21 protein-coding genes and 2 tRNA genes are annotated in these 21,101 nt (G+C 67.9%); 9 read left to right on the forward strand and 14 right to left on the reverse strand.

Annotated features, from left to right (window positions below; translation table 11 throughout):
* Positions 1-98: 98 nt before the first annotated feature.
* The 6 genes from ACFO0A_RS06030 (at position 99) to ACFO0A_RS06055 (ending at position 5,411) form a co-directional block, all read left to right on the forward strand.
* Complete coding sequence (locus ACFO0A_RS06030) at positions 99-848, forward strand: Bax inhibitor-1/YccA family protein (protein WP_379538065.1); 750 nt, start codon at positions 99-101, stop codon at positions 846-848.
* 193 nt (positions 849-1,041) lie between these two features.
* Positions 1,042-1,953, forward strand: a complete 912-nt coding sequence (locus ACFO0A_RS06035) for a hypothetical protein (protein WP_379538066.1) — start codon at positions 1,042-1,044, stop codon at positions 1,951-1,953.
* A gap of 104 nt (positions 1,954-2,057) precedes the next feature.
* A tRNA-Ala gene (locus tag ACFO0A_RS06040) sits at positions 2,058-2,133 on the forward strand.
* A 77-nt stretch (positions 2,134-2,210) separates the two neighbouring features.
* A complete protein-coding gene (obgE, locus tag ACFO0A_RS06045; protein ID WP_379538067.1) occupies positions 2,211-3,266 on the forward strand; it encodes a GTPase ObgE in 1,056 nt (351 codons plus the stop codon).
* A 79-nt stretch (positions 3,267-3,345) separates the two neighbouring features.
* Positions 3,346-4,494 (forward strand): glutamate 5-kinase, encoded by a 1,149-nt coding sequence (proB, locus tag ACFO0A_RS06050; RefSeq protein ID WP_379538068.1) that lies wholly within the window; start codon positions 3,346-3,348, stop codon positions 4,492-4,494.
* Entirely contained in the window at positions 4,494-5,411 is a 918-nt protein-coding gene (locus tag ACFO0A_RS06055) for an NAD-dependent epimerase/dehydratase family protein (RefSeq protein ID WP_379538069.1), read from the forward strand. Before proB ends, ACFO0A_RS06055 begins: the two co-directional genes overlap by 1 nt.
* Positions 5,412-5,417: 6 nt before the next feature.
* Here the strand turns inward: ACFO0A_RS06055 and ACFO0A_RS06060 are convergent, their stop codons facing one another.
* The 9 genes from ACFO0A_RS06060 to ACFO0A_RS06100 form a co-directional block, all read right to left on the reverse strand.
* On the reverse strand, positions 5,418-6,209 hold the full coding sequence (locus tag ACFO0A_RS06060) for a phosphoadenylyl-sulfate reductase (protein WP_379538171.1): 792 nt from the start codon (positions 6,207-6,209) through the stop codon (positions 5,418-5,420).
* Between the two features lie 13 nt (positions 6,210-6,222).
* Positions 6,223-6,678, reverse strand: a complete 456-nt coding sequence (locus ACFO0A_RS06065) for a DUF934 domain-containing protein (RefSeq protein WP_379538070.1) — start codon at positions 6,676-6,678, stop codon at positions 6,223-6,225.
* Positions 6,671-8,305, reverse strand: coding sequence for a nitrite/sulfite reductase (locus ACFO0A_RS06070; protein ID WP_379538071.1), 1,635 nt, complete (start codon positions 8,303-8,305; stop codon positions 6,671-6,673). The genes ACFO0A_RS06065 and ACFO0A_RS06070 overlap by 8 nt, the downstream gene beginning before the upstream one ends.
* Entirely contained in the window at positions 8,305-8,601 is a 297-nt protein-coding gene (locus ACFO0A_RS06075; protein WP_379538072.1) for a DUF2849 domain-containing protein, read from the reverse strand. The genes ACFO0A_RS06070 and ACFO0A_RS06075 overlap by 1 nt, the downstream gene beginning before the upstream one ends.
* Positions 8,598-9,368 carry a uroporphyrinogen-III C-methyltransferase gene (gene cobA / locus ACFO0A_RS06080; RefSeq protein WP_379538073.1) on the reverse strand — a complete coding sequence of 257 codons (771 nt, stop codon included), beginning with the start codon at positions 9,366-9,368 and terminating at the stop codon, positions 8,598-8,600. Before cobA ends, ACFO0A_RS06075 begins: the two co-directional genes overlap by 4 nt.
* A 69-nt stretch (positions 9,369-9,437) precedes the next feature.
* Positions 9,438-10,391, reverse strand: a complete 954-nt coding sequence (locus ACFO0A_RS06085) for a mechanosensitive ion channel family protein (RefSeq protein WP_379538172.1) — start codon at positions 10,389-10,391, stop codon at positions 9,438-9,440.
* 2 nt (positions 10,392-10,393) lie between these two features.
* A complete protein-coding gene (gene metC, locus ACFO0A_RS06090) occupies positions 10,394-11,620 on the reverse strand; it encodes a cystathionine beta-lyase (RefSeq protein WP_379538074.1) in 1,227 nt (408 codons plus the stop codon).
* A 17-nt stretch (positions 11,621-11,637) separates the two neighbouring features.
* Complete coding sequence (sseA, locus tag ACFO0A_RS06095; protein WP_379538075.1) at positions 11,638-12,480, reverse strand: 3-mercaptopyruvate sulfurtransferase; 843 nt, start codon at positions 12,478-12,480, stop codon at positions 11,638-11,640.
* Positions 12,481-12,584: 104 nt separating this feature from the next.
* Positions 12,585-13,829 (reverse strand): hypothetical protein, encoded by a 1,245-nt coding sequence (locus ACFO0A_RS06100; RefSeq protein ID WP_379538076.1) that lies wholly within the window; start codon positions 13,827-13,829, stop codon positions 12,585-12,587.
* Positions 13,830-13,982: 153 nt separating this feature from the next.
* Between ACFO0A_RS06100 and queF the strand changes: the two genes are divergently transcribed.
* Positions 13,983-14,435: a preQ(1) synthase gene (gene queF, locus ACFO0A_RS06105; RefSeq protein WP_379538077.1), complete on the forward strand. Its 453-nt coding sequence runs from the start codon at positions 13,983-13,985 to the stop codon at positions 14,433-14,435.
* A gap of 10 nt (positions 14,436-14,445) precedes the next feature.
* Here queF and ACFO0A_RS06110 read toward each other — a convergent pair whose 3' ends face one another.
* The 4 genes from ACFO0A_RS06110 to ACFO0A_RS06125 form a co-directional block, all read right to left on the reverse strand.
* A complete protein-coding gene (locus tag ACFO0A_RS06110) occupies positions 14,446-16,173 on the reverse strand; it encodes a DUF885 domain-containing protein (RefSeq protein WP_379538078.1) in 1,728 nt (575 codons plus the stop codon).
* 30 nt (positions 16,174-16,203) lie between these two features.
* Positions 16,204-16,279: transfer RNA gene (locus tag ACFO0A_RS06115), tRNA-Thr, on the reverse strand.
* A 25-nt stretch (positions 16,280-16,304) separates the two neighbouring features.
* A complete protein-coding gene (locus ACFO0A_RS06120) occupies positions 16,305-17,168 on the reverse strand; it encodes a hypothetical protein (RefSeq protein WP_379538173.1) in 864 nt (287 codons plus the stop codon).
* A 4-nt stretch (positions 17,169-17,172) separates the two neighbouring features.
* Positions 17,173-18,498: a replication-associated recombination protein A gene (locus tag ACFO0A_RS06125; RefSeq protein ID WP_379538079.1), complete on the reverse strand. Its 1,326-nt coding sequence runs from the start codon at positions 18,496-18,498 to the stop codon at positions 17,173-17,175.
* A 106-nt stretch (positions 18,499-18,604) separates the two neighbouring features.
* On the opposite strand from ACFO0A_RS06125, the gene ACFO0A_RS06130 reads away from it, so the two are divergent.
* On the forward strand, positions 18,605-19,273 hold the full coding sequence (locus ACFO0A_RS06130) for a PadR family transcriptional regulator (RefSeq protein ID WP_379538080.1): 669 nt from the start codon (positions 18,605-18,607) through the stop codon (positions 19,271-19,273).
* Positions 19,274-19,381: 108 nt separating this feature from the next.
* On the forward strand, positions 19,382-19,849 hold the full coding sequence (locus tag ACFO0A_RS06135; RefSeq protein WP_379538081.1) for a hypothetical protein: 468 nt from the start codon (positions 19,382-19,384) through the stop codon (positions 19,847-19,849).
* On the opposite strand, the gene ACFO0A_RS06140 is transcribed toward ACFO0A_RS06135, so the two are convergent.
* Positions 19,846-21,015, reverse strand: coding sequence for a glycosyltransferase family 4 protein (locus tag ACFO0A_RS06140; RefSeq protein ID WP_379538082.1), 1,170 nt, complete (start codon positions 21,013-21,015; stop codon positions 19,846-19,848). The two genes, ACFO0A_RS06135 and ACFO0A_RS06140, sit on opposite strands and share 4 nt — an antisense overlap.
* Between the last annotated feature and the right edge of the window lie 86 nt (positions 21,016-21,101).

Raw genomic sequence — 21,101 nt, forward strand, 5'->3', positions numbered from 1 at the left:
TGCGACGCGGTTTCCCTTGAACCGCGACCTCAGGCTTGCGATATTGCCGGTAACCGCCAGCGCAATCCTCGCGCGCGGCGGCATAGGAGAGACTTCTAATGGCCAACTGGAACGATCCCCAGCCCACCCGGATGGGCGGCTTCGGCGCGTCCCCGAGCCTGTCCGGAGCGATGGTCGGCAGCGCTGGCGCCGTCGATCAGGGCCTTCGTCGCTATATGCTTTCGATCTACAACTATATGGCTTCGGGCGTGCTGCTTTCGGGCATCGTCGCGCTGCTGTTCCGCGGAGTGGCGGAGCAGCTGATCCTCACCGGATCGCCGCTGCTGTGGGTGATCATGCTTTCGCCGCTCGCCTTCGTGATGGTGATGAGCTTTGGCGCCAATCGCCTTTCGACGGGCGCACTGCAGGCCACTTTCTGGGGCTTCTGCGCAGTCATGGGGCTGTCGCTGTCCACGATCTTCACGGTCTATACCGGGGCATCGATCGCCGCGACCTTCTTTGCCGCGGCCGGCGCGTTCGCCGGCCTAAGCTTGGTCGGTTACACGACCAAGAAGGACCTGACCGGCATGGGCAGCTTCCTCATCATGGGGCTGTTCGGCATCATCATCGCTTCGGTGATCAACCTGTTCCTCAAGTCGCCGGGCCTCTACTGGGCGATCAGCTTCCTCGGCGTGCTGATCTTCGCGGGCCTGACCGCCTACGACACGCAGCGCCTGAAGAACGCCTACTACCAGCTGCAGGGCAGCGAATTCATGGGCAAGGCCGTCGTTCTCGGCGCGCTGACCCTGTACCTGGACTTTATCAACATGTTCCAGTTCCTGCTCAGCTTCATGGGCGACCGCCGCTAAGCAATTGTATTTCAGCCCGGCGCACCGCCCGCAGGTTCGAAAAACGGGATGCCCGGCGAAGGATTGCCTTCGCCGGGCATTTTCTTTGGCCGGCTTCCCGTTTACCATGTTGCCCTTAAGGCTGGGTCAAGCCAGTATCGTGCATGATTGGGCGCTGTTAGGAATGCAGCGTTTCGGGAGGGGTTCGCGCAACATGTTCCGTTTCGTTAAAGTCGCCGGCAGGTTCGCCGCCGCCGTCCTTGCCACGACGATCATCTCCGCCTGCGCTACCACGCCGCCCCCGCCGCCGCCGCCGCCGCCGCCGCCGCCGGTCGTCATCCCGCAGCGGCCCGTTCCGCCCTCGGGCGCCGTGGCATCGATGTTCATTCCGCAGCGGGACGCCTTCGGCGTCCGCCGGACGGTCAATGCCGAGCTTACCCCCGCGCAGAAGACGTGGAACCTGCGGTCGGCTCTCAACGTCGCCGCGCTCAACTGCCTCGAGCCGCGGTTCTCCTCCATCCTGCCCAATTACTCGGCCTTCCTGAAGACGCAGGCCAAGGGGCTGTCAGCGACGAACCGCGCGCTCGACAGCGAGTTTCGCCAGAAATACGGCGCGACGTATCGCGACGTTCGCGACCAGTACATGACCCAGGTCTACAACTACTTCGCGCTGCCGCCGGCCTTGCCCTCGTTCTGCGAAGTCGCGCTTGCGGTGAGCAACGAGGCCCAGCTCGTCGCGCCCGCCGATCTCGACAGCTTCGCCGCGCTGACGATGCCCCGGCTGGAACAGGTTTACGAAAATTTCTTCACCGCTTTCGAACGCTACCAGATCGACGTTGCCGCGTGGGACGCGCAGTACGGCCCGCGCTACGGCACGACCTCGAGCGGCCTGATCAATCCGCTCGCCCCCGGGGTGACGGTGCCTGCGGGCAATACGCTGGGCGCCCCCGCGTCGGTCCCGCTCCAGCCGGCGATCGTCCTGCCGGCGCCCGCTCACCCCGCAGCCTCCGCCCTGCCTCCCGCCTCCGCCACCGCGACGCCGACTGCCGGAACGATCGTGTTGCCCGCGCCGAGCGCCACGACCACCCCGGGCGCTGTCTATGGACCGGGTTCGCCGCGCCGCTGAACGGGCAAAGCTCGGATGAGCATTTTCGTGCTGGCAAGCGCCGAACCTTTTCGCTAACAGCGCGCTCTCGCCAGCGGGTCGCCCGCTTGGCCGGACACTGGAACGGGGCCGTAGCTCAGCTGGGAGAGCGCGTCGTTCGCAATGACGAGGTCAGGGGTTCGATCCCCCTCGGCTCCACCATTCCAGTGCGGTGAACGGATCGGGCCAGTCCCGATCCCCACAGCGGCAGATGCCGTCAGGCGGCAAAAGGACCGCACATGCACTTTCTCGACCAGGCCAAGATATTCCTACGTTCCGGCGCGGGCGGGCAAGGTGCGGTCAGCTTCCGCCGCGAAAAGTATGTCGAATACGGCGGCCCGGACGGCGGCGACGGCGGCAAGGGCGGCGACATCGTGTTCGAGGCGGTGCCCGGCCTGAACACCCTGATCGACTTTCGCTATACCCAGCATTTCAAGGCGCAGCGCGGCACCGGGGGCGCGGGCAAAAATCGCACCGGCGCGGGCGGCAACGATCTCGTCATCCAGGTTCCCGTCGGCACCCAGGTGCTCGACGACGAGCGCGAGACGGTGCTCGCCGACCTTACCGAGGCAGGCCAGCGCGTCGTCCTCCTGCGCGGCGGCGACGGTGGGCGCGGTAACGCCAGCTACAAGTCCAGCACCAACCGCGCGCCCCGCCAGCACGGCCCCGGCTGGCCCGGGCAGGAGATGTATGTCTGGCTGCGGCTGAAACTGATGGCCGACGTCGGCCTCGTGGGCCTGCCCAACGCGGGCAAGTCGACTTTCATCAACCAGGTCACCAACACCGACGCCAAGGTGGGCGCCTATCCGTTCACCACGCTGCGCCCGCAGCTTGGCGTGGTGCGGCACAAGAACCGCGAGTTCGTGCTTGCCGACATTCCCGGCCTGATCGAAGGCGCGGCGGACGGTGCGGGGATCGGCGATCGCTTCCTGGGCCATATCGAGCGCTGCCGCGTGCTGATCCACCTGATCGACGTCTCTGACGAGGACCCTGCCGAAGCGATGCGGATCGTCGAGGACGAACTGACTGCCTATGGCGCGGGCCTGGACGAAAAGCCGCGCCTTATCGCCCTCAACAAAATCGACCTCGCCGGACCCGAGCTCACCGCCGCCTTTGCCGCAGAGCTGCGCGAAGCGGGGGCTGACAAGGTCTATCCCATCTCGGGCGCCACAGGGCAGGGCGTAAGCGAGTTGCTCGACGCGGTGATCGCGCACCTGCCGGTCGCAACTGTGACCGAGCGGCCGACCGGCGCGGTGGAAGACGCGAGCGAGGAGAGGCCCTGGTCTCCGCTCTGACCCCGGCCGTCCCGATGCGTCGCGGCTTTGTCGCCTCCGCCCTTCAATTCCCGCCAAACCTTCCCTAAGCCCCGCCCCGATGAAGAAGCTGCGCACGATAGGCCGCCTGGCCGACCTGACCGACGCCGAAGCCTGCCCCCGGCTGGTAATCAAGGTCGGCTCGTCGCTGCTGGTCGGCACCGATGGCGCGCCGCGGAGCGACTGGCTGGCGACCCTGGTGGGCGAGATCGCCGCCGCACATGGCCGCGGGCAGGAAATTCTCGTCGTCAGCTCGGGCGCGATCGCGTTGGGCGCCCGGCGGCTGGACCTGTCGCGCGGGGGAAGGGCGAGCCTTGCCGATGCCCAGGCGGCCGCCTCGGTCGGTCAGATCGCGCTCGCGGGCCTGTGGGCTGACCTGCTCGCCGCGCACGGGATCACGGCGGCGCAGATGCTCCTCACGCTCGACGATCTAGAGGACCGCAGGCGCTACCTCAACGCTACCGCGACGCTCGGGCGCCTTCTGGCCGCGCACGCCGTGCCGGTCATCAACGAGAACGACAGTGTCGCCACCAACGAGATCCGGTTCGGGGACAACGACCGCCTTGCCGCGCGCGTCGCCCAAGCGGCGGGCGCCAATGCCGTGATTCTGCTATCCGACGTCGATGGCCTCTACGATCGCAATCCGAAGGCCGAAGGCGCGCAACTCCTGCGGATCGTGCGGGGCATTACCGCCGAGGTTCACGCGATGGCGGACGGCGGCTCGGGCTCGGGCATGGGTTCGGGCGGCATGACCTCGAAACTGCAGGCGGCCGAAATCGCAGAGCGCGCGGGCATTGCCCTGGCGATCCTCAACGGCACGCATGACGCGCCACTGGGGCGCGCGCTGAGCGATGGAAGCGGCACGCTGTTCATGCCCCGCGCCAGCGGAAACGTGGGGCGCAAGGCATGGCTCGGGGGGCGGCTGCGGTTGCGCGGGGCGCTGGTGATCGATCAGGGCGCGGCGCGCGCCCTTCATGCCGGCAGCAGCCTGCTCGCCGCAGGGATCACAGCAGTGGAGGGGAGCTTCGCGCGCGGCGATGCAGTGGCCGTTCGCGATGCCGACGGCGCGATCCTGGCGCATGGCCTGGCCGAATATGGCGCGGGCGAGTGCGAGCTCCTGATGGGGCGCCATTCGCGCGATCACGCGGGTCTGCTCGGCTATGCGCCGCGCAGCGCCGTCATCCACCGTGATCAGCTGGTCCTGCTCTGATGGCGCGGCATCTGGTGGCGATAACCGGCGCGACCGGATTCGTCGGGCAGGCATTGCTCGAACGCGCGGGCGAGGCGGGCCTCGACGTGAGGGCGCTCACCCGCCGTCCGCAGGAACGCCGCGAGCGGGTCGATTGGATTGCCGGCGATCTCGCTGATTCCCACGCCTTGGGTAGGCTGGTCGAAGGTGCAGAGGCAGTGATCCACGTCGCCGGCGTGGTCAACGCGCCCGACGCCGCGGGGTTCGAGGAAGGGAACGTCGCCGGAACGCTCAACGTGGTCGAAGCGGCGGTCGCGGCGGGGGTTCCGCGCCTGGTCCACGTCTCCTCGCTGTCGGCGCGCGAGCCGCAGTTGTCGGATTACGGCAATTCCAAGCTGCGCGCCGAAAAGGTGGTCATGGCCAGCCCGGTCGACTGGACGATCGTTCGCCCGCCCGCGATCTACGGCCCACGCGACCGCGAGATGCTGGAGCTGTTCAAGATCGCGCGGCGGGGCTTCGTGCCGCTTCCGCCCAAGGGGCGAATGTCCGCGATCCACGTCGATGACCTTGCCCGGCTGCTGCTGGCGCTGATTTCACCGGGCGAGGACGTAAGCCACCGTGTGTTCGAGCCTGACGACGGGCGCGAGGGCGGGTGGAGCCACGAAAGCTTCGCCAAGGCGATCGGATGGGCCGTTGGGCGCCGCATCAGCCCGCTGCGGATGCCTGCGCCCGTGCTGCGCATGGCGGCGCATGGCGACCGCCTCGTGCGCGGCGCGGGGGCAAAGCTCACCGCCGATCGGGTCGAGTACATGTGCCACCCCGACTGGGTTGTGACGGCCGACGCGGCGGTTCCGGTGCAACGCTGGACGCCTGAGATTCCCACGCGCGACGGATTGAAGAAAACGGCCGCCTGGTATCGCGAGGCCGGCTGGCTCTAGCTTGGGCTAGAAGACCGGATCGTAACCCGGAGGCAGCTCGCCGCCCGTATCCGGCTGGCCGGGCACGTGAATGCCGCATTCGGTCTTGTCCCAGCCCTTCCACCGGCCGGAGCGCGGGTCTTCGCCCGGAGCGACGCGGCTGGTGCACGGCGAGCACCCGATCGACGGGTAGCCTTGCGCGACCAGCGGGTGTGCGGGCAGGTCGTGGCGCAGGAAATATTCGTCGAGCGCTTCCTTGGACCAGCTTGCCAGCGGGTTGATCTTGAGCCGCCCCTGCGCATCGCTGTGATCGATTTCGAAGCGCGGCAGGCCGGCGCGGGTGGCCGACTGAAAGCCCTTGCGCCCGGTAATCGAGGCATCGAACGGCGCCAGGGCGCGCGCCAGCGGCTCGACCTTGCGGATTTCGCAGCAGCCATCGGGATCGAACGACCAGCGCAGCTCGTTCGCGTCCTTTGCCGCAAGCAGCGCCGGGTCGGGCGCGGCGATGACCAGGTTGGTAAGGCCGAGGCGCGCGACGAGCGCGTCGCGATATTCGATCGTTTCGGCGAAATGCTTGTGCGTCTCGAGAAAGATCACCGGCACGCCGGGATCGACCGAGGCGACGAGGTGCAGCAACACCGCGCTTTCCGCGCCGAAGCTGGAAACGACCGCCAGTTCCCCCGCCAGCCGGTCGCGGATGACCGAGCGCAGCATGTCGGTGGTTTCGGTACCCCGGAACAGGTTGTTCAGCCGGATCGCGTCGGCCTCGGTGAAACGAGGACCGGTGTCGATCGTGTCGCGTACGCGCTCGCCGTCCATAATCTGTGCCGTCCTAGCCACGGTCCGCGTCCTGCGCCCGCTTTTGCCAGATCGGCACGGCGTGGTCGGCGGCGGTCTGGTAGTAATCGGGGAAGCGGGCGAAGGCATCGGCCACCGCCGAGGGATCGAGCGGCGCTTCTGGCGCGAAGCTGTCGAACCCGCAGCGGCGCATGAAGAGAAGTTGATCGACCAGCACGTCGCCCTGTGCGCGCAGTTCGCCTGTATAGCCGTTCTCGCGCAGGATCCGCGCCGCAGAGTAGCCACGCCCGTCGCGAAAGCGCGGGAAGGCGATCTCGATCAGCCGGAGCCGGTCGAGGAACGGGATGAGCGCGCGTGCATCGTCGCCGGCTTCGAGCCGCACGGCGGTGGCGTCGGGCTGGCCGGTAAAGGCGTCGAGCGTCACCGCGGGCTCTTCCAGCGGCTCGTCGTCGCGCAGGCGCAGCGGGTCGGAAACGGCTGCATCAACCATAGATCGCCTCCTTGAAGGGCTCGACGCCGACGCGGCGGTACGTGTCGAGGAATCGCTCGCCCTCGGTGCGCAGGTCGCGGTAGCGCTCCACCGCGCGTTCGACGGCATCGACGATGCCGTCCTCGTCGAAGCCGGGACCGGTAATCTTGCCGAGGCTGGCGTCTTCCGCGCCCGAGCCGCCGAGCAAGAGCTGGTAGTTCTCGGTTCCCTTGCGATCGACGCCGAGGATGCCGATGTGGCCGGCGTGATGGTGGCCGCAGGCGTTGATGCAGCCCGAAATCTTGAGTTTCAGCTCGCCCAGGTCGCGCTGCCGGTCGAGGTTGGCGAAGCGTTCGGCGATCTTCTGCGCCACCGGGATCGAGCGCGCATTGGCAAGGCTGCAGTAGTCCAGCCCCGGGCACGCGATGATGTCGCTGATAAGGTCGAGGTTGGGCGTCGCGAGACCCGCCGCGTCCAGCTTCTGCCAGATCGCGTAGAGTTCGGCCTTCGGAACGTGCGGCAGCACGATGTTCTGGGCGTGGGTCACGCGCAGCTCGTCGAAGCTGTGCGCCTCGGCAAGGTCGGCCATCAGGTCGATCTGGTCGGCGCTGGCATCGCCGGGGATGCCGCCAACCGGCTTGAGGCTGATGTTGACGATGGCATAGCCCGGCGCCTTGTGCGGCGCGACGTTCTGATCGACCCACAGGGCGAAATCGGGGTCGCTGCGGTCGATCTCGTCGGACAGCCCAGAGGCGAACGGCGGCGGCGCGAAGAACGCGGCGATCCGCTCGAACTCGGCCATCGGCACGTCGGTGCCGTTGGGCAGGATTGCCTGCCATTCGTCTTCGACGCGGCGGGTGAATTCTTCCTGGCCCAGTTCGTGGACGAGTATCTTGATCCGCTGCTTGTGGATGTTGTCGCGCCGGGCCCACCGGTTCCACACGCGCAACACGGCCTCGAGGTAGCTGACGACGTGCTTAGCCGGCAGGTAAGGCCGGATCAGCGGGGCGACGAAGGGGGTGCGGCCCATCCCGCCGCCGACATAGACCTCGAACCCGGTTTCGCCGTCTGGCCCGGCCACGAGCTTGAGCCCCACGTCGTGGAGGCGGATCGCGGCGCGGTCGGTGTCGGCGGCAGTGACCGCGATCTTGAACTTGCGGGGCAGATAGCTGAACTCGGGGTGGAAGGTGGTCGCCTGGCGCAGCAGTTCGGCCCAGGGGCGCGGGTCGGCGATCTCGTCGGCGCTGGCCCCGGCGTACTGGTCGGAAGACAGGTTGCGGATGCTCTCGCCGCTGGTCTGGATCGCGTGCATTTCCACGGTCGCCAGCTCGGCCAGGATGTCGCCCGCCTCTTCCAGCTTGATCCAGTTGTACTGGATGTTCTGCCGGGTGGTGAAGTGGCCGTAGCCGCGGTCATATGTGCGCGCGATATGGGCCAGCTTGCGCATCTGCCGGCTGTCGAGCGTGCCATAGGGAATGGCGACGCGCAGCATATAGGCGTGTAGCTGAAGGTAGAGACCGTTCTTGAGCCGCAGCGGCTTGAACTGGTCCTCGGTCAGGTCGCCCGCAATGCGGCGCGCGGCCTGGTCGCGGAATTCCTCGACGCGGGCGTCGACCAGGGCCTGGTCGTAGTTGTCATAGCGATACATCAGATCACCCAGTTCCCGGCCGCCGGATCGGCGGGCTTCAGCGTCAGGTCGGGCCGCACAGTGGGGCCGAGCGCCCTGATGCGGTCCTTGATATGCGCGGGCCGCACGCCTTCGGGCGTGGCAACCGCCTCGATCGCGTAAGGCGAGTTCACGCGGCGCGCCGCTTCCTCCTGCGCCACGATCACCTCGGCGTGTTCGCCGACGTCGGCAGCATCTTCGACATGGAGCGACCACGCGGTGCCGTCCCACCAGATGACCGCCCCGGTCTTGAGGTCGTTGCCGGTCAGGATCTTCATGCCGCCATCTCCAGAAGGGCGCGCAGGGCGGCACTGTCGCCGCGCTGGGCGACATCGCCGATTACGATCAGCGCCGGGCTCTTGACCCGCTCGCTCGCGACCACCGCGCCAAGGCCGGCGAGCGGCGCGCGCAGGACGCGCATTTCGGGCCGGGCGCCATTCTCGATCACCGCAATGGGCATCGTGGGGGAAAGGCCGTCGGCGATCAGCTTTTCGGCGATCGCATCGGCGGTCGCGACGCCCATGAATACCACCAGGGTGCGTCCGACGCCGGCGAGGCCCGCCCAGTTTTGGTCGGACAGGCCCTTGCACTGCCCGGCGACGAAGCTGACGACGCTGGCGCTGTCGCGGTGGGTAAGAGGGATTTGCGCGGCCGCGGCTGCGCCAAGCGCGGCGCTGATTCCAGGAACGACCGAAACTGGAACCCCAGCGGCGATGCAGGCTTCCATTTCCTCGCCGCCGCGGCCGAAGACGAACGGGTCGCCGCCCTTCAGCCGCACGACATCGTTGCCCGCGCGGGCTTCCGCAATCAGCAGCGCGTTGATCGCATCCTGGGGCATCGTATGGCGCGAGCGCCGCTTGGCCACCGAGACGAGCCGTGTGGCGGGACGCGCCATCGCGAGGATTGAGGGATCGACGAGCCCGTCGTGCACGATGATTTTCGCGGACATGATCAGTCTGGCCGCGCGCAGCGTCAGCAGGTCGGGATCGCCGGGACCTGCGCCCACGAGGTGGACGGTGCCGATACGGGAGGGGGTCTCGTTCATGCCAGCGCAGATGGTCCCCGGGCGGGACCGGCGCCAGCGAGAATGGATTGGGGGCGCGCTAGGCCAGCTTTAGTCGACGCGGGGAGCTTGCGGGCCTTGGTGCAACGCGGCCAACAGTTCGCGAAATGCCGCGCTGTCGCGCAAGTTGAGGTCGCGCTGGGGCAGGGGAATCTCGATTCCGTTGTCGCGAAACAGCACGAACAGGCGCTTCAGAACGTCCGAACGGACGTTGCCAAGACCCTCTTCGGGATCGTTGATCCAGCACTGGATCACGAATTCGAGCCAGCTTTCGCCATAGCCTTGCAGCCATACCGAGGGCGCGGGGACGGTGAGAACCCGTTTCGCGCCGCGCGCGGCCTCGAGCATCAGCCGCTCGGCCAGGGCGATGTCGCTGGTGTAGCCGATCCCGACGGGGATCTGGATCCGCACGTCGCGCGACGAGTAGGACCAGTTCTCCACCTGATTGATCATCAGGTTCTCGTTCGGGATCAGGTATTCGCGCTGGTCTCGGGTGGTGACAGAGACCGCGCGGATGCCAATCTTCTTGACCTGTCCGAAGGTGGCAGCCGCGCCTTCGCCCACCGCGATCACGTCGCCCGGCTTGATCGAACGGTCCATCAGCAGGATAATCCCCGCGATCAGGTTGCCGAAGGTCTTCTGCAGGCCAAAGCCGATGGCCAGGCCGAATGCGCCGGAGAACACCGCCAGCGCGGTCAGGTCGATACCCAGGACGTCGATCCCGATGAGGATCGCGAAGGCCCAGACGCCTATGGATACGAGCTTTTCGCCCAGAAGCTGCTGCGTAGGGTCAAGCCGGGTGATCCGCCCGAACGCCCGCTTCGCCAGCGCGCTCCCGAGCCTGGCAAAGGCCAGCACCGCGATCACCACGACGATCACGACGAGCACCGACCACACCGAGATGCGGTGCGAGCCGACGTCGAACCCGATCAGGTCCAGCGTGTCGATAAGCCGCGCCAGATCGTGCGGCAGGCCGTCAGGCGTTCGCACGACGTCGCGTGCCATGGTCATCCCGCGGCCATCGCGGCAAAACCACGGTCGAGATCGGCGATCAGGTCGTCGACGTTCTCGAGGCCGATGCTCAGCCGCACGGCGAAGCGATCGGCCGGGTCCATGTCGGCCGGCGGCCAGGCCATGATGCTGCGGTCGCGCGCCGGGTCGATCGGGATCGCCAGGCTTTCATAGCCGCCCCAACTGTAGCCGATGCCGAACAGATCGAGCGCGTCGATCAGGCGGGCGCGCGCAGCCGCATCGCCGCCCTTGAGCACGAAACTGAACAGCCCGCAGCCGCCCTTGAAGTCACGCGCCCATATTTCGTGCCCGGGCGATCCGGGCAGCATGGGGCAGAGCACTCGCGCCACTTCGCCGCGTGCTTCGAGCCAGCGGGCGATGGCGAGCGCCGATGCGGATTGCCGTTCAAGCCGCACCCCCAGCGTGCGCAGGCCGCGCAGCGCCATGGCGCAATCGTCTGGCGCCGCGACTTGCCCCAGCGCCTGCGCGGCCTTGCGCAGCGCGGGAAGGTATTCGGCGGTCGCGGTAACGCTGCCCAGCATGAGGTCGGAATGGCCCCCGACGTGCTTGGTCAGCGCCATGATCGCAAGATTCGCGCCGTGCGCGATCGCCGGCAGGCCCAGGGAGGAAGCCCAGGTATTATCGAGCACGACCGCCAGCCCGCGCTCCTTCGCGGCGGCGGCGAGAGCGGGGATGTCGGGCACTTCCATCGTCAGGCTGCCGGGCGTTTCGAGCAGCACGCCCCGCGTCTTCTCGCCGATCAGGGCGGGAAATCCGGCAAGGTCGAGCGGATCGAAGTATGTTGCGACCACGCCCCAGTCCTTGAGCCAGCCCGTGCCTAGGTTGCGGGTGGGATCGTAGCCGTTGTCGCTTATCAGGACTTCGTCGCCCGGCCGAAGCACCGCGAGCAGCGCGAACGCCACCGCCGCGAGGCCCGAGGGATAGAGCATCGTTCCCGCCGCGCCCGGCTCCAGCGCGGTAAGCGCGTCGGCCAGCGCCCACTGCGTCGGCGCGCCGCGCCGGCCGTAGAAGAACTTGCCATCCTCGTTGCTGCGGACGCCGGCCGCCAGCGCCGCGCAATCGGGATAGAGGTGCGTGCTGGCATGCCAGACCGCGGGATTGACGACGCGGCCGGGCTGGCCGGGGATGCCGGTCCATTCCTCCCGGCGGCCGCCGGTTACAAGCCGGGTCTGCGGATCGTGTCCGGCGTCGCTGTCGGCCATTCGCGCGGGTTCGCGGCTCAGGCCGCGCCGGTCGCCTTGGGCGTGTCGGGATCGGCACCCCATTCGGTCCAGCTCCCGTCGTAGAGCGCGACGTCGCTCTTGCCCACAAGGTGCAGCGCGAAGGCCAGGACGCTGGCGGTCATGCCCGTCCCGCAGGTCGTGACCACCGGGCGCGAAAGGTCGATCCCCGTGTCGGTCAGGAGCTTGGCAAGTTCGTCCTTGCTCTTCCAGGTGCCGTCGGAATTGAACAGGCGGTCATGCGGAAGGCTGACCGAACCGGGAATGTGGCCGCTGGCGAGGCCGGGCCGCGTCTCGGGATTTTCGCCGGTGAAGCGCGCGGCGGGCCGGGCGTCGACCACCTGCTCGGTCTTCTCGTGCAGGTTCTTGAGCATGTCGGCCTTGGTGCGGACGTTCTTGTCGTCCTGCCACACGGTAAAGTGGCGATGGCGCAGCGTTTCCTTGCCCTGCGTAACCGGACGACCCTCGGCCTTCCACTTGGCCAGGCCGCCGTCGAGGATCGCCACGTCGTGCGCGCCGAACATCGTCAGCATGAACCAGGCACGGGCAGCGCTCTTGAGCGGGCTGTCGTCGTAGAGGACGATGCGGCTGCCGTCGCCAAGGCCAAGGCTTTGCATCCGGCTGGCGAACTTCTCCGCCGGGGGCAGGGTGTTGGTGACCGAGGCGTGGCTGTCGACGAGGTTCTCGAGGTCCATGAACACCGCGCCGGGGATGTGCCCGGCCTCGTATTCCGCAGCCGCGTTGCGGCCGGATTCGGGAAGGAACTTGCTGGCATCGACCACGCGCAGGTCGCTTGCGCCCAGTTCCTTGGCGAGCCATTCGGTCGAGACGAGCGATTCCATGCGATAAGCTCCTGCGTCGGCCCATCTGGCGGGGCCTGTCCCACATTTCCTAGTGCGGCCCGCTTCTTCCGTCCAGCACCCACGCGCGCCGCGCGGGGCGCGTTTCAGGCAACCGCGGGAAGGAGCTGCTGGCCCAGCCGCGAATAGTTGCGCGGCCCCAGGTCGAGGCGGAACGGCTGAAGCTTGGCGCTGCTCGACGGCTCCTGTCCGACGAGGAAGGTCCCGCCGGCGACGACCGGCGCGCCGGCAGCGCTGCGGCCTTCGGCACGCAGGCGGGCGAGCGGAATGAACAGCGCCTGGCTTCCGCGCCGGATGGGGGTGATCGCGATCAGCGGCAGACGGATGTCGCCGGTCAGCGTGACGCTTTCGCCCGGGGCCAGTCCGGCAAGCCGGTGCAGCGCGGGCAGTTCGGCGCGGCCGGGCCCGACGACCGGCTCGGCCTTGCGAGAGGCGTGAGCGGCGATCATGTCGCCCGAGATCACCAGTTCGCCGAGCGGTTCCGTGCCGCTGTTAGTCACCGCGAGGCGGTACGAAAGCGTGGTGTTGACGAGCGAGGCGCTCATCCGCGTGGCTTCGAGCGACAGGACGAGCGGCTCGCTGGCGAGTGCGCTGGAGGCTGCAGGCGCGGTCGGCGCCCGGAGCGGTGCGGCGGGCGGCGTCGCGCCGGCCAGTGCGGGCTGCGGCGCGGGCGCTTGGGGAACGGCCGGCTTGACCACCGGGCGCTCGATTTCCGGAAATGCGGCGGCGCGCGGGGTCGCAAGCCCTCGCTTCCACGCCAGCCAGGCACCGGCACCGACGAGCGCTGCGAGGAGCGCGATGGCGATCCACCACAGTCCAAGACCGCCCGATTCCTCGGCGCCAAGATCGCGCGGCACATAGGCGCCCGGCGCAGGGGCGGACGGCGCCGGGGCAGGTGAAGCAGCCTGTCCGGCCGCGCCGGGCTGGACCGTCGGCAAGGCGGAGACTGCGCCCTGTTCGGGCGAGGGAAGCGGCAGAGAGCGGGTTGCGGTTGAAACGGGAGCAGGGCTGCGCGGCGCAGGAGTCCGCGGCTGCGCGGCCGTGGCGCGCTGTTGCGGTGCGCTGGGAGATGCCTGCGTCGCCGTCGGGGCCGGGGTCTGGCTCGGCAGGACGATGGGCTCGGCGGGAGCAGGCGCGGGCGTGCGGCGGGCGCGAACGGAAGGAGTGTCGGGATCGACCGGGCCGACCACTTTCGGCTCCGGCGAGGCGCTGGGCCCGGCGGGGAGGGAATAAGTGCCCGAAGGCTGCGCGTCCTGCGCGTCGGCAAGCTGCGGCAGCGCAAAAGCGAGCGCTGCCGTCAGAACTGCAATTCGCCTCGAAGTTGCACTCACGTTCACTATGCCTGCCTTGTCCTGCTGCCTGTTCGCGCGGACCTTGCCGCTTCCGGCCTCGCGAAGCGCGGGGCCGGTTTAATAGCGGCTGAACCCACCCGTTCCAACCGATCACTTGTGCGGCGCGCGCGATGGCGGCAAAGCGCGGGCATCATGGCAACACCACCGCTCCATCTCGGCCAGTCCAGCACGCTGCCCGCCTCGCCCGAGGCGGCGGTGCTGGATTACGTGGCCAATCCGCGTCCCGGCGCGCTCTATGCCGTGCGGTTCGCCGCGCCCGAGTTCACATCGCTCTGCCCGGTCACCGGCCAGCCTGATTTCGCCCATATCGTGATCGACTATGCCCCTGGCAAGACGATCGTCGAATCCAAGTCGCTCAAGCTGTTCCTCGGCGCCTTCCGCAACCACGCCGGTTTTCACGAGGACGTGACGGTCGGCATCGGCGAGCGGCTCTTTGCCGAGATGGCGCCGCAATGGCTGCGGATCGGGGGCTACTGGTATCCCCGGGGCGGAATCCCGATCGACGTGTTCTGGCAATCGGGTCCCCCGCCTGCGGGCCTGTGGCTGCCCGACCAGGGCGTGCCGGGCTACCGCGGGCGGGGCTGACCCGCGCTTTCTAGAAGACCGCGCGGGCTGACGGCTCGCCCATCATCGCCCGGCGAACGAGCGGGATCGGCGGGCCGCCGTAGCTCAGGAACTGGTCGTGGAAGTCCTTCCACGCCGCTCGCCCGCCGCGCGTCGCGGTCCAATCGGCGCGGAGCTTGCGGATCATCAGCTTGCCCAGCGTGTAGTTGAGGTAGGCCGGGTCATAGGTCCCTCGCGCCGCCTGCTGATCGGCGGTGCCTTCGTTCTGGTAGCACTGCTGCCTGAACAGCTGTTCCGACTGCGCCTGGGTCATCGTGCCGCTGTGCATCCCGATTGCCGAAAGAAAGCGGCAGTCGCGAAGGAGCGCGTTGGAAAGCTGGCCGATGTGCGTTTCGGCATCGCCGCCGCGCAGCCCGGCCTCGTACATCATTTCCTCGGCATAGTGCGCCCAGCCCTCGGCATAGGCGTAGCCGACGAACAGCCGGCCGAACATCGAGGGCGAGCGGTTGGCGTGGAGGAACTGGAGGAAGTGTCCCGGCATCACCTCGTGGACGCTGGTGAACAGCAGGTCGGATTCGCCCGAGAGATAGTCGTGCTGCTTTTCCTTCGACCACGCCGGATCGGGCGGCGAGATGTAGTAGATCGACGGGATGCCCTTTTCGTACGGCCCCGGTGGATCGATGTAGGCGCCGTTCTGGCGGTTGTAGGGGGGACTTTCGCGAACCAGCGCCTGCTCGGTCCCCGGAATGGTGACGAGGCCCTGGCTGCGTACGAACGCGGTCAGTTCTGGGATCTGGCGGCGCGCCTCGGCAACGTCGCCGTCCTTCGGCTTGCGATCGTTCATCTTCTCGACGCAGTCGGGAATGGACTTGCCGGGCGCGAAGGTGGCGCAGGCGGCGTCGAGCGCGGCGCGATTTCGGGCAAGGTCGGCCTTGCCGACGGCGGTCAGTTCGGCCAGCGGCACATCGACTGCCTCGGTCGCCGAAAGCATTCGCGAAAAGCGTTCGGCGCCCAGCGCGAAGTCCTGGGTCTGGGTTGCCTTCTGGCTTTCGAGCCAGGTCTTGAGCCCAGTCATCGCCTGCGCAGCGGCAGCCGAAGAAGCGGTAAAGCGGGCCTGGAGCGCGGGGTCCTTCACATCGGCGAAGGCAGCGCGCGCATCGCCGGTGTAGTAATCCGCAAAACCGCCGAACGCGGAAATGCCGTACTTGATGAAGCTTGCCGGCATCGGCGTGCGCAAGTTCCGGCGAATGTTCGCGGCGGCTTGGGGCACCTGCTCGAAGAACGCGATCATGGCCTTCATGCGGGTCGGCTTGTCGGCATATTCGCGGCTGATGTAGACATTGGGGTCGAGCCCGCCGCCGACATACCAGGCGGGGTTCGTGTGCGGCTGATCGGCGTCTTCCAGCCAGAAAAGCTGCCCCTTGGCGACCTGGATCATGTAGTCGCGCTCGAACGCCTGGCTGGCGGGAAGCGCGGTGTAGGCCTGCGCGCCGGCGATGACCGAGCGGAGGAAATCCCCCCGCGCCTTCAGGCCTGCCTCGCTCCAGTCCGCCAGCCTGCCGTCATACTGGTGCGCGCCCTGATAGACAGCGGCGGCTGGATCGATCGCCAGCCAGCGGTCGATCGTGGCGGCGGCGAAGGCGTCCCACCCGGCTGGCGCGGGGGCGGCCGCGACCGGCGGCGCCTCGGGGACGGAAGCAGTCGTCGCGCAGCCCGCAAGGACGGCGCAGAGCGGGCCAAGAAGCCAAGTGGTTTTCATCGGAGCGACCCTCAAATCTTTCCCTGTGTCTGGTGCCGGCTGCAGGAATCGAACCCGCGACCCCCTGATTACAAATCAGGTGCTCTACCAACTGAGCTAAGCCGGCCCCATGACAATGACGCTCTATTGCGTCAGGCGACGCCGAACGTCCAGCCCTCGGTCGTTCGCACTTCGTCGAGCCCGGCAGGTTGCCACAACGCGCGCTGGGCGGAAGCGCCGCGCAGCCACGCGGCGGTCACGAGCGCATCGCTGCGATGGTCGTCGATCGGGCCGGACCCCGCCACGGGTCCGCTGCCGAGCGCGGCCAGGGCCACGTTAAGCTCGCCCACGTCGCGAATTTTCGAACGTCCTGCAGATCGCCCCGCAACCATCGCGGCGATCGTCGTGTAGATCTCGACGAGGACCGAACCGCGATCAGGGAGCGGGTCGATCGGCCACACCGGCAGGCGGCCGTCCAGCCGGTGAAGAAGGCGCATGCCGGTAAGGCTGGACTTGCCGACCTGGCTTGCCCCGACAAGGTTGAAATTGCTGGTAGGACGGCACCCCTGGGCCTGCTGGGCAAGCTCGGTCACGCGGAAGCGCCCGCGTCCGCCCCCGAACGCTGAACCCTCACGCCCGCCATGCCGGCGAAAATGCAGCGCCGCGTCGTCATGGTCGACAAAGCTGTTCGCACCGAGGTGCGGATCGTCGGCGCAGATCGCGTCGAGCAATGCCCACAGCGCGCGAGCATCGGCGGGGCTTTCGGCCCAACCGGGCAGGAAGGCGCCCCGATCGGCAAAAGGAAGCGAGATGCCCAGATCGAGGCCGACGAGCGTGTCCGCCGGCATTTCGCCAAGCAGCCAGTCCAACACCTCTTCGCGCGACCAGCGGTGACCGGCACGCACCAGGGCCGGGGCGTCGGCTCCATGTCGCCACAGCGCGACCGCGATCCCGCGATGTCGCTCCCCCGCGGCACCGGACCAGTCGATCGCGGCGAAATTGGCAAAACGCGGCATGGCGTCAGTCACGCTGGCGGCGCAGCTTGTCCCAGTATTCCAGCCGCTCGATCACCTTGCGTTCGAAGCCGCGCGCGACGGGCTGGTAATAGGTCTGCGGCTCCATCGCCTCGGGCCAGTAGTCGGCGCCCGAGAACCCCTCGTCGGTGGAGTGGTCGTAGGCATAGCCTTCGCCATAGCCGATATCCTTCATCAGCTTGGTCGGGGCGTTGAGGATGTGCGCCGGTGGGGCAAGGCTGCCCGTCTCGCGCGCACTCTTCCAGGCGGCCTTTTGCGCGGTGTAGGCGGCATTCGATTTAGGCGCGGTCGCGCAGTAGAGGCACGCCTGGACGATCGCCAGCTCGCCCTCGGGACTGCCGAGGAACTGGTAAGCGTCCTTGGCGGCAAGGCACTGCACCAGCGCCTCCGGATCGGCAAGACCGATGTCCTCTGAAGCGAAGCGGGTCAGCCGGCGCAGCACGTAGAGCGGCTCTTCTCCGGCCGTCAGCATCCGGGCGAGGTAATAGAGGCTGGCCTGCGGGTCCGATCCCCGCAACGCCTTATGGAGCGCGGAAATCAGGTTGTAGTGCCCGTCGCGATCCTTGTCGTAGACGGCCACCCGGCGCTGGAGAAAGGCGCCCAGCGCCGTAGGGTCCAGCGGGGCGTCGAAGGCGACGTCGAACAGCGTTTCGGCCTGGTTGAGCAGGAACCTGCCGTCACCGTCGGCCGAAGCGATCAGCGCTTCGCGCGCATCGGCGGTAATCGGCAGCGGCCGCCCGACAAGCGCCTCGGCCCGGTCGAGCAGGGCGCCGAGCGCGCGTGCATCGAGCCGGTGGAGGATCAGGACCTGCGCCCGGCTGAGCAGCGCGGCGTTGAGCGCGAAGCTGGGGTTCTCGGTCGTCGCGCCGACGAGGGTGACGGTCCCGCGTTCGACGAAGGGGAGGAAACCGTCCTGCTGGGCGCGGTTGAAGCGATGAGTCTCGTCGACGAACAGGAGCGTGCGGCGTCCGCTTACCGCCAGGGCATCGGCCTCGGCAAACGCTTTCTTCAGGTCCGCCACGCCCGAGAATACGGCGCTGATCGAAACGAAGCGCAGGCCCACCGCATCGGCGAGCAGGCGCGCGATGCTGGTCTTGCCGGTGCCGGGCGGGCCCCACAGGATCATCGACGAAAGCTTTCCCGCGGCAACCATGCGCCCGATCGCGCCCTCGGGCCCGGTCAGGTGCTCCTGGCCGATGACCTCATCCAGCGACCTGGGCCGCAGGCGGTCGGCGAGCGGGGCATCGTCGGCCGGCGGGGGCGGGGCGGCCGCTTCAAGCGGAAGAGGTTCGTCGGCAAACAGGTCGGCCATCGTGGCCCAAGATAGGGCGCGCCGAGAAATTTGCATGGCCTATTGCAAAGCTATTCGAAAGATATATCTTAGCGCTATCGTAAATGCATCAATAGGAGTTAGCGCAATGCGCATGCATGGACATTACAAGCACGGCCCGCGCGGTTGTGGATCATCAGAACGGCACGGGATGGGGCCGATGGCCTTCGCGATGAAGTTCGGCTCTCGCGGCCGTGGCGCTGCCGGGTTCGGCGGCGACTGGGGCGAGATCGGCGAGGCCTTCAGCAGGGCTTTCGGCGAAGGGCCGGGGCGGCGCCACCGCCGGGGCGGTCCGGGTGGGCGGATGTTCGCCGGCGGCGAGCTGCGTCTCGTCCTGCTGGCACTCATCGCCGAGCAGAGCCGCCACGGTTACGAACTGATCAAGGCGATCGAAGAACTTACCGGCGGCAACTATGCCCCGAGCCCCGGCGTGGTCTATCCCACCCTCAGCCTGCTGCAGGACGAGGGCGCGGTCGATCAGATTGACGATGGCGGCACCCGCCGCGCCTATGCGGTTTCGCAAGCCGGCCGCGCCGAGCTGGACGAGCGCAAGGACGAAGCCGAGGCGCTGCTAGCCCGACTGAAGGCGCTGGGCGAGGACGCCGAGGAACGCCGCGATCCCGCCATCGGGCGCGCGCTGAAGAACCTTTTCGGGGCGTTCCGGGGCCGGATGGCGCGCGGCGAGGTCGACCGCGAGACGATCCACGCGATCGTCGACATCATCGACGAGGCCGCGCGCAAGATAGAGCGCATCTGATCATCGCAGACGCCTCGCAAGGGGCGTGTCACGGGAGCGGATTAACGGATTTTGTCCGTTGCCGCGCCCGTGATAGCATGGCCCATCCGGGTCGAAACGGAGGGGAACATGCAAGACACTGTCTCCAATGACCTTGCCGCGGACGATGCCGCCACCGGCGAAACGCCCTGGCACTTCTGGGCGGTCGCGATCGTCAGCCTGCTGTGGAACAGCTTCGGCGTCTACGACTACGTGATGACCGAGACGCGCAACGCCGCGTACATGGCCCAGCTCAACGCCGAGCAACTCGCCTACATCGAAAGCTACCCGGGCGTCATGGTCGGGTTTTGGGCGCTGGGCGTCTGGGGCGCCTTGGCCGGTTCGGTCCTGCTCCTGCTGCGCTCGCGCCGGGCGGTCACCGCCTTTGCCGCCTCGCTCGTGGGATTGGCGGTGTCCACGCTCTACCAGTGGGTCGGCGGCACGCCTGAATCGATGCGCGGCGGGGCGATGATCGCCATGCAGCTCGTGATCTGGGCGTCGCTGCTGTTCTTCCTGTGGTATTCGATGAAGATGCGCGACGCCGGGGTCCTGCGCTAGGCCTGCTTCGCGCGGCGGCGGACCAGTCGCAGGTAAGTGTCGGCAACGACCTTGTTGATCTGGTCCCAGTCGTAATCCAGCGCCCGGCGGGCACCTGCACCGCCGTGGCGTTCGCGCAGTTCGGGGTCTTCGAGGTAGCGGCGCAGCGCCTCGGCGAAGCCGTGGACGGCGCCGGGCGTGACCAGCCGGCCCGACACCCGGTCGTCGACCAGACTCTGGCTCCCGGTTGCCGCCGCTGCGACCACGGGAACCCCGCAGGCCATCGCCTCGAGCGTCACGTTACCGAAAGCCTCGGTCACCGAAGGGTTGAAGAACACGTCCATTCCCGCGACAGCGCGCGCGAGATCGTCGCCGCCCTGGAATCCGGTGAAGACCGCATCGGGCAGACGCGCCTCGAACCATTCGCGCGCCGGGCCTTCGCCCACCACCATCACGCGGTGGGCCACGCCCCGCCGTTGCAGCTCGTCGATCGTGTCCGAGAACACGTCGAGCCCCTTTTCCATCACCAGCCTGCCGAGGAAACCGATGACCGGGGTTTCGTCGGCAATGCCCAGCGAACGGCGCCAGGCGAGATCCCGTCGACCGGGATTGAACCGCGCGTGATCCACGCCGCGGGTCCACAGTCCGATATCGTAGTTCATGCGCTGCTCGCGCAACACCTGCGCGAACGATTCCGATGGCGCCACAAGGGCGTCGCAGCGGCGATAGAAGCGGCGCAGCATCGCAAGCAACACCGGCTCCATGAAAGCCATGTTGTAGTAGCGCGGGTAGGTCTCGAACCGCGTGTGCACCGACGCCAGCACCGGAAGACGCCGCGCCCCGGCCCAGCTTACCGCACGATGGCCGACGAGATCCGGGGACGAGACATGGACGATGTGCGGAGCAAATTCCTTGAGGTCGCGCCGCACGCGCGGGGTCAGCGCCATCGGGAAGCGGTATTCGGCGCGGCCGGGCAGGCGGAACGAGGGGACGCCCACCAGCTTGCCGGTGGACGGGAAAGCGGGATTGGCGACCTTGGGCGAATAGATGCGCACCTGCGCGCCCTGGCGCATGAGATAGCCGGTCAGCCGGTTAAGCGCCTGATTGGCCCCGTCGCGCACGTAATTGTAGTTGCCGCTGAACAGCGCGATGCGCAGATCGGCAAGGTCTGTGGGGGCCTGGTCCATCGCCGCGCGGCATAGCGGCGGACCGCGCCGATGGCGAGGGCATTGCGCCAGTCCATTGACAAACCAACATGTTGTTGCAATGCAAC

This window comes from Novosphingobium tardum (genome assembly GCF_042652045.1).
Taxonomy (GTDB): Bacteria; Pseudomonadota; Alphaproteobacteria; order Sphingomonadales; family Sphingomonadaceae; genus Novosphingobium; species Novosphingobium tardum.